General features: G+C 50.5%; 12 protein-coding genes. 11 read left to right on the forward strand and 1 reads right to left on the reverse strand.

Annotated features, from left to right (window positions below):
* The first annotated feature begins 46 nt into the window (after positions 1–46).
* The 6 genes from ACE3K2_RS22885 to ACE3K2_RS22910 all read left to right on the forward strand — a co-directional run bounded on the left by ACE3K2_RS22885 (position 47) and on the right by ACE3K2_RS22910 (position 8,384).
* Complete coding sequence (locus tag ACE3K2_RS22885) at positions 47–2,359, forward strand: glycoside hydrolase family 3 N-terminal domain-containing protein (protein ID WP_421895436.1); 2,313 nt, start codon at positions 47–49, stop codon at positions 2,357–2,359.
* Positions 2,356–5,487 carry an alpha-mannosidase gene (locus ACE3K2_RS22890; protein ID WP_421895439.1) on the forward strand — a complete coding sequence of 1,044 codons (3,132 nt, stop codon included), beginning with the start codon at positions 2,356–2,358 and terminating at the stop codon, positions 5,485–5,487. Before ACE3K2_RS22885 ends, ACE3K2_RS22890 begins: the two co-directional genes overlap by 4 nt.
* A gap of 17 nt (positions 5,488–5,504) precedes the next feature.
* Positions 5,505–6,380 carry a sugar phosphate isomerase/epimerase family protein gene (locus ACE3K2_RS22895; protein WP_421895442.1) on the forward strand — a complete coding sequence of 292 codons (876 nt, stop codon included), beginning with the start codon at positions 5,505–5,507 and terminating at the stop codon, positions 6,378–6,380.
* A 12-nt stretch (positions 6,381–6,392) separates the two neighbouring features.
* A complete protein-coding gene (locus tag ACE3K2_RS22900; protein WP_421895446.1) occupies positions 6,393–7,265 on the forward strand; it encodes a sugar phosphate isomerase/epimerase family protein in 873 nt (290 codons plus the stop codon).
* 188 nt (positions 7,266–7,453) lie between these two features.
* Positions 7,454–7,681: a hypothetical protein gene (locus ACE3K2_RS22905; RefSeq protein WP_062837704.1), complete on the forward strand. Its 228-nt coding sequence runs from the start codon at positions 7,454–7,456 to the stop codon at positions 7,679–7,681.
* A gap of 274 nt (positions 7,682–7,955) precedes the next feature.
* Positions 7,956–8,384: a VOC family protein gene (locus ACE3K2_RS22910; RefSeq protein ID WP_421895449.1), complete on the forward strand. Its 429-nt coding sequence runs from the start codon at positions 7,956–7,958 to the stop codon at positions 8,382–8,384.
* A 105-nt stretch (positions 8,385–8,489) separates the two neighbouring features.
* Here ACE3K2_RS22910 and ACE3K2_RS22915 read toward each other — a convergent pair whose 3' ends face one another.
* On the reverse strand, positions 8,490–9,347 hold the full coding sequence (locus ACE3K2_RS22915; RefSeq protein ID WP_421895452.1) for a hypothetical protein: 858 nt from the start codon (positions 9,345–9,347) through the stop codon (positions 8,490–8,492).
* A gap of 219 nt (positions 9,348–9,566) precedes the next feature.
* On the opposite strand from ACE3K2_RS22915, the gene ytxJ reads away from it, so the two are divergent.
* From ytxJ to kdpC, 5 genes are all read left to right on the forward strand, one after another.
* Positions 9,567–10,106, forward strand: a complete 540-nt coding sequence (gene ytxJ, locus ACE3K2_RS22920; protein ID WP_421895454.1) for a bacillithiol system redox-active protein YtxJ — start codon at positions 9,567–9,569, stop codon at positions 10,104–10,106.
* 281 nt (positions 10,107–10,387) lie between these two features.
* Positions 10,388–10,465 (forward strand): potassium-transporting ATPase subunit F, encoded by a 78-nt coding sequence (locus tag ACE3K2_RS22925; protein WP_421895560.1) that lies wholly within the window; start codon positions 10,388–10,390, stop codon positions 10,463–10,465.
* Between the two features lie 58 nt (positions 10,466–10,523).
* Positions 10,524–12,203: a potassium-transporting ATPase subunit KdpA gene (gene kdpA, locus ACE3K2_RS22930; RefSeq protein ID WP_421895457.1), complete on the forward strand. Its 1,680-nt coding sequence runs from the start codon at positions 10,524–10,526 to the stop codon at positions 12,201–12,203.
* Positions 12,204–12,411: 208 nt separating this feature from the next.
* Positions 12,412–14,412 (forward strand): potassium-transporting ATPase subunit KdpB, encoded by a 2,001-nt coding sequence (kdpB, locus tag ACE3K2_RS22935; RefSeq protein ID WP_421895563.1) that lies wholly within the window; start codon positions 12,412–12,414, stop codon positions 14,410–14,412.
* Positions 14,413–14,511: 99 nt separating this feature from the next.
* Positions 14,512–15,072: a potassium-transporting ATPase subunit KdpC gene (gene kdpC, locus ACE3K2_RS22940; RefSeq protein ID WP_421895460.1), complete on the forward strand. Its 561-nt coding sequence runs from the start codon at positions 14,512–14,514 to the stop codon at positions 15,070–15,072.
* The last annotated feature ends 46 nt before the right edge of the window (positions 15,073–15,118 follow it).

The following is a 15,118-nucleotide window of genomic DNA, read 5'->3' on the forward strand; positions in this document are numbered from 1 at the left end:
AGTGCACGCGCCTAACTAATTCCGAACGCATAAGGAGAATGTGCATATGGACTATAAAGATGCTTCGCTTCCCATTCAGGAGCGGGTTCAGGATCTGATTGGACGCATGACAACGGCAGAGAAGATTGGACAACTCATCCAGCCGATGGGCTGGAAGACGTATGTGAAGGCAGCAGATGGTACAGTACGGGTGACGGAAGAGTTCCAAGCGGACATGGAAAAGGGTGGTGTCGGTTCTCTGTATGGTGTCCTTCGGGCCGATCCGTGGACTGAAGTAACGCTGGAGACAGGCCTGACACCACGGCAGGGAGCCGTTGCCACCAATGTCATTCAGCAGTATGCCATGGAGCATTCCCGGCTGGGCATTCCCATTTTGTTCGGGGAAGAGTGTTCCCACGGTCATATGGCAATTGGAGCGACCGTATTTCCGGTACCGTTAACGGTGGGCAGCACGTGGAATATGGAATTATACCGCAAGATGTGTGAAGCTATCGCTGTGGAGACCCGAAGCCAGGGGGGAGCGGCAACGTATTCCCCAGTGCTTGATGTCGTACGTGACCCGAGATGGGGACGGACGGAGGAATGTTTTGCCGAAGATCCATACTTAATCGGTGAATTTGCAGTAGAAGCGATGAAGGGACTACAGGGTGACCGCCTTGATTCCAACCAGACGATTGTGGCGACACTCAAGCATTTTGCGGCTTATGGCAGTTCAGAGGGTGGGCGCAATGCAGCACCTGTGCATATGGGATTACGTGAATTGCATGAAATCGATCTGTTGCCGTTCAAAAAAGCAGTGGAAGCCGGGGCATGTTCCGTGATGACTGCTTATAACGAGATTGATGGCGTACCGTGCACGTCCAGTACGTATCTGCTGAATGACCTTCTGCGTGAGCAGTGGGGTTTTGATGGGTTTGTCATTACTGATTTTGGCGCCATTCAGATGCTGGTCCATGGACATAACACCGCCGAGAACGGAGAGCAGGCCGTAGCGCAGTCCCTTCAGGCAGGGGTAGACATGGAGATGTCCGGGTACATGTACCGCAAACATCTTGGTCAGGCGCTTGAGCAGGGATTAATCGAAGAGAAAGATCTGGACTTGGCTGTGTGGCGGGTGCTGGAGATGAAATTCAGACTTGGTCTGTTTGAGCAACCTTTTGTTGATCCAGAATTCGCAGAGCAGGTCATCGGATGTGAAGACCATATTCAGCTGGCGAGAGAAGTCGCACAAGAGGGAATTATTTTACTGAAAAATGAGGGGGATATTCTTCCGCTTGCCAAAACAGGTACAAAGCTGGCTGTCATTGGTCCAAACGCGAACCATATCTATAACCAGCTTGGGGACTATACCTCGCCACAGCCGAGAGAACAGATCGTCACGGTACTGGATGGCATTACGCGCAAGCTTGGCGTGGATTCGGGTCAGGTGCTGTACGCACCTGGTTGCCGGATTAAAGGCGATTCCAGAGAGGGCTTTGCACAAGCACTCGCCTGTGCGGAACAGGCCGATGTCATCGTGATGGTGATGGGAGGGTCCAGCGCCCGCGATTTTGGTGAAGGCACGATAGACTTGCGGACAGGAGCGTCTGTGGTAACGGATGATCCATGGAATGATATGGAGTGCGGCGAGGGCATTGACCGGGCGTCCCTGAATCTCATGGGTGTTCAATTGGAGCTGGTGCAGGAGGTACATAAGCTGGGAAAACCCGTTATCGTGGTTTATATCAACGGCCGTCCCATTGCTGAACCTTGGATTGATGAGCATGTCCATGCCATTGTGGAAGCGTGGTACCCTGGGCAGGAAGGGGGTAACGCGATTGCAGATATTCTGTTTGGCGACGTGAATCCATGTGGTCGTCTTACCGTTTCCATTCCCAAGCATGTTGGGCAACTTCCGGTCTATTATCATGCCAAACGCACGCGTGGCAAGCGATATCTGGAGGTGGATCTGTCGCCGCAGTATCCGTTCGGATATGGACTGAGCTACACCGAATTCCAATACGAGAATGTTAGGGTAGTGCCCGAAGTGATTGGTTCGGAAGATGAAGCACAGGTGATGGTTGAAGTCACAAATACCGGAGCGGTTGCGGGAAGTGAGGTTGTGCAGTTGTATATCACGGATGTATCGGCTTCAGTCACGAGATCTGAAATGTCACTGAAAGGGTTTTGTAAAATCCATTTGGAGCCAGGACAGACCCACACCGTTACGTTCCCTGTGCAAAAAGAACATCTCGCACTGGTCGACTCTCGTCTCCAGTCTGTCGTGGAACCGGGTGAATTCAGGCTCATGGTTGGCCGCAATTCGGCTGACTGGACCGCTTGCAGTCTGCACATCCAGAAGGTGGGGGTGGAGGTATGATTCGAATTCAGCGTTTCATCGAAGATCTGAAGCAGCGGCAATGGCTGGATACAATTGAGTTTCCAGAATGGCATATGCAGAAGGCCAGATACATTCGGCCAGGGGAATACGAGTATGAGCAGGGATATGAACCTAAAGATGAGCTCCCAGACCAGGCTTTGCAGAGCTTGAGTCCGCTGAACAGCGTACATGGAACGACGTATTTTCTGAGTAAACGTGTGGAGATTCCGGACAGTTGGCAAGATCGGGCCATTGGATTGATTTTCGAGACCGGAGGAGAAGGGCTGCTGAAGGTGAATGGCATGCCTTATCATGGACTGGATCGGAATCACGGATTCGTGCCTCTTCCGCGAAGTCGGGTAGGCAATACGCCGCAGTTGGAGATTGAACTCTACGATCCCATTCCAGAGCCGCATGATCCACTCAATCGGCAAGCGGTTATTCAGCCGCCAATTCAGGGTATCCGGGCAGCATTGGTTCATATCAATCAGCCGTTGCAGAGCCTGATGTACAGCGTGACGGTACTCGCGGAGTCGCTCCGGGCATATAACGAAAAGGAGCCCAAGCGGATGGCCCTTGTTCAAGCCATCCATCAGGTGATGGATGACATGTACAATGATCCGGACCGCTGGGCGGATGCAGCATGGATACAGAACTTTGAACATGAATTAGTACAGTTGGTACAGCAGGAAGACCCGGAGGAATATCGAAGTGGCTTCATGCATCTGGTTGGACAATCCCACATTGATATTGCCTGGCTGTGGCCTGTACGTGAGACAGTTCGCAAGTCCAGCCGCACATTCTCGACCATGTGTACGTTAATGGATACGTACCCGGACTTTGTGTATTCCCAAAGCCAGCCGCAGTTGTATGCCTTTGTGAAGGAGCATTACCCGGAGTTATACGAGCGAGTTAAAGCCCGCATTGCCGAAGGGCGCTGGGAATTGGTTGGAGGCATGTGGGTGGAGCCGGATCTGAACATCCCGAGTGGCGAGTCGTTGGTTCGGCAGATTCTGTATGGACAGAACTTCTACCAGGCGGAGTTTGGCAAACGCTCCAACATCGAGTGGCTGCCCGATACGTTTGGTTACTGTGCTTCCTTGCCGCAGATGCTGAAGCTTGCGGATATTCCTTATTTTATGACCACCAAGCTGAATTGGAATGACACCAACGCGTTTCCTTATGACCTCTTCGACTGGGTAGGCATTGATGGTACTTCCGTGCTTGCGTATTTGAATCATGGCGTGAATGAGCATACGCGGCCCAAAGATGTGGATGAACACTGGCAATCGTACAAACAGAAGGATGTACATCCCGAGCAGATGTTGCTCTACGGACATGGCGATGGGGGCGGCGGTGTGACAAATGAGATGGTGGAGTTTGCGGAGCGATCCCACTTGATGGTGGGGCAGCCAATCAGCAAATTCAGCACGGCAGGTGCTTTTTTTGAAGACATATCGTTAAATCATCCAACGTTGCCAAAGTGGCACGGAGACTTGTACCTGGAACTGCATCGCGGAACCTATACGACCCATGCGAGGAACAAACGCAGCAACCGAAAGGCAGAGGTGTTGTACCGGGAAGCGGAGATCTGGGGGCAATTTGTCGGGGCTTGCGCTGCACACACGAAGAATGATCTGGATGAAGGCTGGAAGCTGATCATGCTCAACCAATTTCATGATATTATTCCGGGGACGTCGATTCCTGAAGTTTACGTAACGTCCACTGAGGAGTACACGAAGGTATTTGCATTAGGTACATCCGCACTGCGGGAAACGCTGGACACCCTTGCGGAGAACATTGCAACAGATGAAGCCGCTGGTCTTCCCTACATTATATTTAACAGCCTTGGCTGGGAACGTGGGGAAAATATCACCATTACAGGGGATGCTCACCTCGCCGGGTTAGCTGCATTTGATCGTCAAGGGAATCGTCTAGCCTGTGATCTCGGGCAAAAGAAAGACAACTACACGCTGCACGTGCATGTTCCATCGATTCCTGCGTTTGGGTATACAACCATATGGCTGCGCGAGGCAACGGATGTTATCCTTCCAGTAAGGGAAGAAGAACCCTTCCCTTCCACATGGGAGACCGAATTTTACACCCTTGAGTTCAATGACTTGGGAGAGATCACCAGGTGGTATGACAAAACAGCAGGACGTGACTGGCTGAAGCCCGGTGATCGTGCGAATGAGTGGCAGTTTTTCCACGACAAACCGACGTACTGGGATGCCTGGGATATCGATCCACGGTTTGAATCCCAGCGGGCAGGTGCGGTGCAGTTGATCTCCAGAGAGGTTGTACAGCGCGGGGCTACACGAGATGTACTTCGTTTGGTCTGGAAGCTGAATCAATCGGAGATCAGACAGGATATCATTTTGCATCGTCACCAGCGGCGTGTTGACTTCCATACAAAAGTGAACTGGAATGAGAGCCATAAGCTGCTCAAGGTGGCATTTCCGGTGGATCTGGTGGCAGCGAAAGCAGCCTATGAGATTCCGTTTGGAGCGTTGGAACGTCCAACCCATAACAACACCAGTTGGGAGCAGGCACAGTTCGAGGTCTGCGGGCATCGCTGGGCGGATATCTCGGAGGGCAACAGCGGCGTGAGTTTGCTGAATGATTGCAAGTACGGATATGACATCAAGGATCGGACGATTCGCCTGTCTCTGCTTCGTGCCCCGAAATGGCCGGATGAACATGCCGATCAGGGCGATCATGAATTCACCTATTCAATCCTGCCCCATCAGGGGGATTGGCGACAAGCCGCAGTTGTTCGCCGGGCGATGGAACTTAATCATCCGGTGGAGGTTGTTGCAGCGAGTCCGTCTTCCGGTCACTTGCCATCTGAACACGCTTGGGTTCAGTTCCACAGTGAGCATGTCATTCTGGATGCAATCAAGCCCGCAGAAGACGGATTGGGAACCGTGCTGCGTTTCTACGAATCATCAGGAGGTCGGGAAACAGTGCATGTTCAGTGGGCTGAAAAGGAAATTAAAGCGTCCATCATTAATCTGCTGGAGGATGAGATCCATCCGTTGACCAGTGCGAATGGAGCATTCGAACTGGCCTTCAAACCGTATGAAATTAAGTCGGTGAAACTTGTTCCAGTGAATTCAAATACGTAATCTTCAGGAGGTATGACATGAAATTAACGAATAAGATCGGTGTCATCGTGGATAGCTTTGGCGTAGGTGTTCGGGAAGGGTTGAACAAGGCCAAAGACGTAGGTGCGGAAGGTGTGCAGATCTATGCAGTCAAGGGAGAGATGGACCCTGAGAATTTGTCGCCTGCGGCGCGCAAGGAGCTGAAGAGTTACATCGATTCTCTTGGTCTCGACATTTCAGCACTGGTTGGCGATCTGGGCGGACACGGGTTTCAGGTCAAGGAAGATAATCCGTGGAAAGTGGAAAAGTCGAAGCGGATCGTGGATCTGGCCCTCGATCTGGGTACCAACATCGTCACAACACATATCGGTATTGTTCCGCATGACCCTGCATCGGAAGTGTACGCTACGCTGCATGCTGCATGTGAGGAACTGGGCCAGTACGCCAAAAGTGTTGGCGCATACTTTGCCATTGAGACAGGACCGGAAACGGCCGCTGATTTGAAAGGCTTCCTGGATACGTTGTCGACCAACGGAGTATCGGTGAATTTTGACCCGGCCAATATGGTGATGGTGACCGGAGATGATCCGGCTCGGGGCGTTCATCTGCTCAAGGATTATATCGTACATACCCATGTGAAGGATGGTGTGCGGTTGAAGGAAGTGGACCCACGAGATGTATACGGTGCAGTTGGTTATGCGCCTATGGATCACGAAAAGATCGCTGAGATGGTCTCATCCGGAACGTTCTTCCGTGAGGTTCCACTGGGCGAGGGTGGTGTTGATTTTGACGCATACTTTGCAGCGCTTCAAGAGATTGGCTACACCGGTTATCTGACGATCGAACGAGAGGTTGGTCATCAGCCGGAGGAGGATATTCGCAAGGCGGTTCGATTCATCCAACAATATCGATAGGGAGCTGAGCAGATGAAAGTGGGCCTGAGCACGTATAGTTTGTTGAACGATTTGAATTCCGGTGAGATGACGGTGCTGGATGCAATCGACTGGATTGCGGCGAACGGCGGCGAGCATATGGAGATGGTGCCCTACGGTTATACCGTAGAGGATAATCCTGATCTGGCGGATGCGATTCGGGAACGGGCTGCGACAGCGGGGATTGAACTGTCCAACTACTCCATGCCAGCCAATTTCGTGCAGGAGACGGAAGAGGCGTTTGAAGAAGAGATGGCTCGGGTCAAAAGGCATGTGGATGTTGTATACCGGATGGGTGTAAAACATCTGCGTCATGACGTCACGGCGTTTACCCTGCCCAAGGAGAAGATGACCATTGCCTGGTTCGAGGAACATCTGCCTCTGATGGTGAGGGGAAGCCAGATCATTGCAGACTATGCTGCTCAGTTTGGAATCACTACAACCATTGAGAATCATGGCTTCAGTGTCCAGGCGAGTGACCGGGTGCAGCGTGTACTGCATGCTGTGGATCGTCCGAACTTCAGAACAACACTCGATATTGGCAACTTCATGTGTGTGGATGAGAACCCGATCATTGGCGTCATGAAAAATCTGCCGTACGCTTCCCTGGTCCACTTCAAAGATTTTTACTTCCGTCCTTATGATGAGCATCCTGGTGAGGGTGAATGGTTCACCACAGCCAACGGCAATTTCCTGCGAGGGGCCATCGTTGGGCAAGGGGATATTCCGATCCGCAAAATTGTAAAGTTGATCAAGGACTCCGGTTATGATGGCCACATTACAGTGGAGTTCGAAGGCATGGAGGAATGCAAATCTGCATCCAAAATTGCCATGGACAACCTGCGCCGCTTCTGGGAAGAGGCGTAACAAATATCATAGAGAGATCATCAAGGGCCACGTTCAGACGTGGCTCTTTTTCTCATGTTACAGCAAGTGAAAAATCCTATCAGAATATGGTTCTGCGCAAGGATTAAGTTACGAGCATCACAAGTGTGGTATAATGGATATATTCAGCCTGATAATAACTGGCTATGGATAGGAGAGGTCGCTGATCTATGCAGGTATTCGAGGACTGGAATCAGAAAGTAAAGAAGACGTTTAATGCTACGAACCCAGAGGTAGTGTTGACGGTATCGGAAGCTGGAAGTTTGCTTGGTTTGACCAAAGACCAGATGAAACTGTACGTGGACAAGAACAAACTAACGAAGGTCCCGATCATGAGAAGTGTTCACCGATACCTCTTATTGAAAAGTGAAATAGATAACATCGTTCAAGCTCGATAACTTCATAGGATTGAACACAACCATTTTACCGACAGGATTCGGGAGAGTGGTCTTTTTTTTATCGGAAAGAGGAGTTTCTCTACTATATATGATAGCGCAAAAAGTAGTATAGAGAGGGATGGATTATGAATATGTTGGTAACCCTAATCGGGTAAAGGTCCACAGAGATGAGTGCAGAAATATAAGCTTGTCAAAGGACAACCTGTTCCGATATACTCATGTCGCAAGTGTCGTGAATCGTATAATTACATGAGCCCAAGGAGATGAAGAACGCATGTCGATCAGCTTGAATGTGTATCTCGTAACAGACGGTAATGGACGCGAAGCGGTAGATTTTTATCAAAAGGCATTTGGAGCGGAAGTGCTCGCACTTCAAACATTTGGCGACGGTCCATCCGACCCGAATCACCCCATCCCGCCAGAAGCGAAAGACCGTATTATGCATGCTTCTTTGCAGATTGGCAGCTCGGTATTAATGTTGTCCGATACGTTTCCAGGCATGCCGTACACTGTAGGTAATCATGTTACGGTTACGGTGAACACGGATACGGCGGAAGAAGCCAAAGCGATTTTCAACCAACTGGAAGATGGCGGCGAAGTGAAAATGCCGATACAAGAGACGTTCTGGAGTCCAGCTTACGGTTCGGTCGTTGACAAGTTTGGTGTACAGTTTCAGATCAGTGCTACGCCGGAACAAGCTTAAGAGCGTACTCTTCACTAATATAGCCAAAGAAATGGAAAAAACCTCCGCGAACTGCTTCAGGCAGTCTTGGAGGTTTTTTGTGCTGATTTTTGGAATGACTCGTGATCAGCCTTCCTTCTGAATCTTGGATGGATTGTTGATTTTATAAGGAACCGGGTTACGTGTCAGCTTTTTCTTAATCATTTTCGCCTCAAACGTAAGGATGTCTCCGACTTCAAGCTCGTGTTTTTTCATGGTGGCACTGTGGCTCGACCAGGCTTCTCCAACATCGATGATGTCTGGCTCCAAGATGGTAACAGCTTCATAGATGATGACTTCATCGTCATTGTCCGAGAAGTGATTCGGTACGGTGGTGAATTCTTTGACAACGGCACTCATCTTCACTTTACCTTCGGGCAGATCAATCTTGACCGCCTTTGCCTTACTTGCTGTTTTGGCTTTAGGTTTGGTTTCACTGTCTACCCCAGTTTGAGGTCCAACATACTCTTCCACCAGTCCATCCGGATCGCCCTTCAGCCCATTGGAGAACTCATCTGTGTCTGTGTCGTCCGCATCCTCCAGATCCGCCGGAATTTCATCCGGATTAGCCAGTGCATCGGGAGTTGGCGTAACATCAGCAGAGGCATCCGGTGCGACTGTATCCGAAGTTGTCGATTCTATGCTGCGATCTGATCCGGCATTACTTATGCTTCTGGCGCTGTAACTGGAAGCTTGCATTTCCTTCAGATAAGACGGGTGAATACAATGCTTTTGTCCATTATCCAGTTGAATCACGGCTGCCATGTGATCGACATATCCAATGATGGTACACGGCATGTTCAGACCGTTTCCTTTATAATAGAACGTTTTGAGTTTGGTTGCTTTACCGGAAAGCAGGCCCCACTCCTGACATTTCTCAATCAGCTCGTCTTCGTTATCCAGCGCAATAAAGTCCTGCGGTTCAATCATAAACGCGTATGTCATATGGAATTTCCGCCCTTCCAATCCATTCTTCATGTTCATCGTTTCCAAATTACAACCAGTGTATCACAAATGGGCATTTTGCTTAAATCGAAACACTGAAATTGTACCCGGAGATGAAGATTATCGAGGCCTGCGTACAGAGGCCTATGCTATAATTTGGTCAGAATATAAGGTGGGAAGGTTGCCTTGATATACATAGTGTAAGAAGGGAAGATCTGAATGAAGAAAAAAGTAAATCATCAAGCTGTGTGGCTGGCTATAGGTGTTGCCATGGGAGTCAGTATTGGTACAGCTACACAGCAGCTTGGACTCGGGATTGCTTTTGGTTTGGCACTCGGCATTGTAATTGGTTCGGTGGTTAGCGAACGCGCGGGGTCAGATTCTGAACATATGCTCAGCGAGCATGTCCGGGAATTGCACAAACCCGGTGACTGGGAAGACGCGCTTCACCGCTCGCAGGATCATCCGGTGCTTATCCTGAAGCACAGCACGACGTGTCCGACCAGTGCGAGAGCTTACAGAGAGTTTATGGCGTTTGTGGGCACCAATGCATCTGATCCCAAGCAACCCATGGATTACCTCATCGTCAAAGTGATTGAAAATCGCTCATTGTCCCGTCATATTGCAGAAGAGACAGAGGTTCACCATGAGTCACCCCAGATACTTCTGCTCGATCAGGGACAAGTCGTTAAACATACTTCCCACGGCAAAATCACGAAGAAGAGATTATTGCAGTGGGCTCAGGATTCATTTGGATGAATAAAACAACTTCTTAGACCCGTTCTTTTCAGCCCCTAGCTGACGAGAACGGGTCTTTTTTACGTTTTTTTTACACCAGTGGTGGTATTTCTTTACCCCTTTTTTACAGCGTTTCGTATTACGATTTTACATGTAGCAGGTGCAGAGAACGGTAGAGAGAGGGAGGAAGGGCGCATGGTTAATGATGCCACGATGATTGGATTGGTTGTGCTGCTGTTTGCGGTGTTCTGGGGATTTGTGAAATTTTGCGAAAAGGCTTGAGGGTAGAGAGGAGGAGCGGAATGATCGTCATCGGCATAATTGTGCTCGCACTGGTGATTTATCTCGGTTATGTACTGGTAAAACCAGAAAAATTCTGATGCTGACGATGTACGTAATGCGGAACAAGGGAACGTCGAATAGGGAGGAAATGCGGATATGGGTATCGGTGTAGTGCAGGTAGCGGTAACGCTACTGATCATCCTGCTGCTGGTGAAACCGGTGGGAAAATATATAGTGAACGTGTTTGAGGGACGGCGAACGCGGCTGGATCGGATTTTTGGCGGACCGGAGCGACTGCTCTATCGCCTGATGGGAGTACGCGAGAACGAGTCCATGGGGTGGAAAAAGTACCTCACGGCCGTTCTCCTCTCCAACGTTGTAATGTTGGTATTGATGTTTCTGGTGCTGCGACTGCAAAAATATTTACCGCTCAATCCGGATGGAATTGACAATATGCCAGCGGCGCAGGCATTTAATACGGCCGTTTCATTCATGACCAACACGAACTGGCAGTCGTATACGGGCGAGAATGCCCTGTCGTACCTGTCACAGATGCTGGCCGTGACGTTCCCGATGTTTACGTCGGCAGCGACGGGATTTGCGGTGGCTATTGCGTTTATTCGCGGGCTGGTAGGCCGCCGGGATGAACTGGGGAACTTTTACGTCGACCTTGTACGGTCGATTACACGTATTTTTTTACCGCTAAGTTTCATTGTGGCCTTGTTCCTTGTGTTTCAGGGTGTGCCTCAGACACTCGCGGGAGCGGTGAACGCTACGACGCTGGAAGGTGCGCAGCAGACGATCTCACGTGGACTGGTCGCCTCGCTGGAGTCAATCAAACACATTGGCACCAATGGTGGTGGCTGGTTTGGAACCAATGCTGCGCATCCATTCGAGAATCCGACAGCCCTGAGCAATCTGGTGCATATCGTCTGTATGATGTTACTGCCAACGGCATTGGTCTACGCCTTCGGCTTGATGGTCAATAACCGGAAGCAGGGTTGGGCATTGTTTGCAGCGATGAGTTTTCTTTTCCTTGTGATGTTGACCACAGTCTTTGTCTCCGAATATCGCGGTGTACCCGCGTTGGATGCAGCAGGTCTGCAGGGCAATATGGAGGGGAAAGAGGTCAGGTTTGGTATACCGGAGTCGGCTTTATTTACAGCGGTCACGACGGCGGCTACAACAGGTTCGGTCAACAATATGCACGAATCGCTTACCCCGCTTGGAGGTCTGGTGTCACTCGCCCAGATGATGCTCAATAACGTGTTTGGCGGCAAAGGGGTAGGGCTGATCAATGGACTGTTGTACGTGATTCTGGCTGTGTTCATCTGTGGATTGATGGTGGGACGTACACCTGAGTTCCTGGGCAAAAAAATCGAGGGCAAAGAAGTGAAGCTCGCATCCATCGCCTTGCTCATTCATCCTTTGATTATTCTGGCGCCAACGGCAATCGCGCTTATGCGGCCCGAAGCCATTGCTTCCATCTCAAACGGGGGCATGCATGGCTTGACCGAAGTTCTCTATGCTTTTGCCTCGGGTGCAGCCAATAATGGATCGGCCTTTGCCGGACTAAATGCCAATACAGACTTTTACAACATCGCGATTGGTATCGTTATGCTGCTGGGAAGGTACGTTTCCATGATCGCCATGCTGGCTATTGCGGGTTCACTCGCTACCAAACGGGTTGTACCGGTAACCACGGGAACCTTGCGGACACATACACCTCTATTTGCGGGCATTCTGGTCATGATGATTGTTGTTGTTGGCGCACTCACATTTTTCCCGTCGCTTGCCCTTGGACCGATCGCAGAACACTTGGCCATGATTCAATGAAGGGATATGACAGGAGTACTACAGAGGATTGGTGTAAGGATGTAACGTATGGAGGTGGCAGAGCACGATGAATGCAGTCGAACGAAAGAAGGAGCAGACGATGCAACACATGGATACAGAAATGTTTAGAACGAAGGGCAATGAGCCGGATAACAACCGTGGTAATATTCAACGTGATCCCGGATCAAAACGATCGTTAAGCAAGGAGATGATACTTCAGGCTTCACTGGATGCGTTCAAGAAGCTCAATCCGGTGATCATGATCAAAAATCCGGTCATGTTTATTGTTGAGATTGGCACATTCATTACGCTCTTATTGAGCATCAATCCAGATCTCTTCACCGCATCCGAGGCTGGGCGCGGATACAATATCGCCGTATTTTTCATTCTGCTGTTCACGCTGCTGTTCGCTAATTTCGCGGAGGCACTTGCAGAAGGCAGAGGTAAGGCGCAGGCCGATACGTTACGCAAGACGAAGTCGGACACCATGGCCAATCTGGTGCAGAAGGATGGAACCATCCGGCAAGTGTCTTCGACCCAGTTGAAAAAAGGCGATATGGTCCGTGTGGAAGTCGGTGAATTGATCCCAACGGACGGTGAGATTATGGAGGGCTTGGCGTCCATTGATGAATCGGCTATTACAGGAGAATCCGCTCCGGTTATCAAGGAGGCAGGTGGCGATTTCTCTTCGGTTACCGGAGGTACCCGGGTCGTATCCGATTACATCGTCATGCGTGTTCAGACCGATCCGGGGGAGTCATTCCTTGACCGGATGATCTCTCTGGTCGAAGGTGCACAGCGCCAGAAAACACCTAATGAAATCGCGCTGACAACCCTGCTCGCCGTATTAACTCTGATCTTTCTGATCGTCATCCTGACGATGGTTCCGATGGCGAATTATCTGGGTATTCGACTGGATCTGGCGACCCTAATTGCACTGCTCGTCTGCTTGATCCCAACCACAATTGGTGGATTGTTATCCGCCATTGGTATTGCCGGGATGGACCGTGTTACGCAGTTCAATGTGCTCGCCATGTCAGGCAAAGCGGTGGAAGCGGCCGGGGATATCGACACGTTGATTCTGGACAAAACAGGAACGATCACATACGGCAACCGCATGGCATCTGAGTTTATACCCGTTCAGGGCATGACTTCGTCAGAGATGACGCAAGCTGCTTTACAGGCTTCTGTGCGAGATGAGACCCCGGAAGGGCGTTCTGTGGTGGAACTGGCAGGCAAACAAGGTCAGAGCTGGGCTGAGAAAGAGTATGCATATGCGGAAAATGTCGAATTTACGGCAGAGACACGGATGTCCGGTCTCAATCTGAGCAGCGGAACGAAGATCCGCAAAGGTGCGGTGGATGCGATCAAAAGATATATTGCTTCCGCAGGAGGCCGTATACCTGGTGATCTGGATGAGATTGCAAATCGAATTGCAAAGGCTGGGGGTACGCCGCTTGCTGTAGCTATCGACGAACGAATCTACGGTGTGATCTATCTGAAAGACACTGTGAAGCCAGGGCTAAAAGAGAAGTTTGCCGAGATGCGCGCCATGGGCATCAAGACCATTATGTGTACAGGCGACAATCCGCTGACCGCAGCGACCATAGCGCTGGAAGCGGGCGTGGATGATTTTATTGCCGAAGCGAAGCCCGAGGACAAGATTGCCGCGATCAAAAAAGAGCAGCAGGAGGGCAAACTCGTCGCCATGACGGGCGACGGTACCAACGATGCTCCTGCTCTGGCGCAGGCCGATGTAGGCCTGGCGATGAATTCGGGCACCATGGCGGCCAAGGAAGCGGCCAACATGATTGACTTGGATTCAGACCCGACCAAGTTATTGTCGGTCGTCTCCATTGGCAAGCAGCTGCTGATTACACGCGGCGCACTCACAACCTTTTCGATATCCAATGATATCGCGAAATATTTTGCCATCATTCCAGCGATGTTCATTCTCGCCATGCCGCAGCTTCAGGCGCTAAATATCATGAATCTGGCGTCACCGCAGTCTGCGATTCTGTCGGCGCTGATCTTCAACGCCATTATTATTCCGCTGCTTATTCCCATCGCGATGAAAGGTGTCAAGTATCGGGCGATGTCAGCGGAACGGTTGCTTGGCCGCAATGTGTTCATCTATGGCGTCGGCGGTGTTGTTGTACCTTTTATCGGCATTAAGCTGATAGATATGGTTCTGTCGGGGATTCTTTGAGAAAACCTTGTGATCTCGAAACCCTGAACTAAAGAGTAATACACCGCCACGCTTATCAACATTATTCTTTTATCCTAATGAATTCAGGAAGTGATCTGTATGAACATGTTCTTGCCCGCCATACGGCTATCCATTGTGCTAATGCTGATCTGCGGCTTAATCTACCCGCTTGTAACGACTGGTGTAGCCCAACTTATCTTTCCTGCGCAGGCGAACGGCAGTCTGATTACACAAGATGAGAAAATCATCGGCTCGTCCCTGCTGGCGCAGGAAATCCAATCGCCGGGGCTGTTCCAGCCCCGGGCATCCAATGCCGGTTATGACCCAACGGCTTCAGCCGGTTCAAATCGGGCTGTAGCTTCGGAGGAATATATCGGCGAGATGAAGGAAAAGATGGCTCAGCTCCAGGAGGAAAATCCGGGATTGAAGCAGATCCCTGCGGATCTCGTGACGGGTTCAGGCTCTGGACTTGATCCGGATCTCTCTCCCGAAGCCGCTGAGGCACAGATTCCACGCATAAGCAAAGCTACGGGGCTTAGTGAACAGCAGCTTGTGCAACTTGTTAATGAGCATACGCAAGGCCGCCAGATGGGTATATTTGGCGAACCGCGTGTGAATGTAACGGCTCTGAATCTGGCGCTGACAGCAGAACTAAACTAACGAACATATTAGCCTGCTCACGATATATCGGGAGGGGCTTTCTCCA

It is taken from the genome of Paenibacillus sp. (genome assembly GCF_048976745.1).
Lineage (GTDB): Bacteria > Bacillota > Bacilli > Paenibacillales > Paenibacillaceae > Paenibacillus.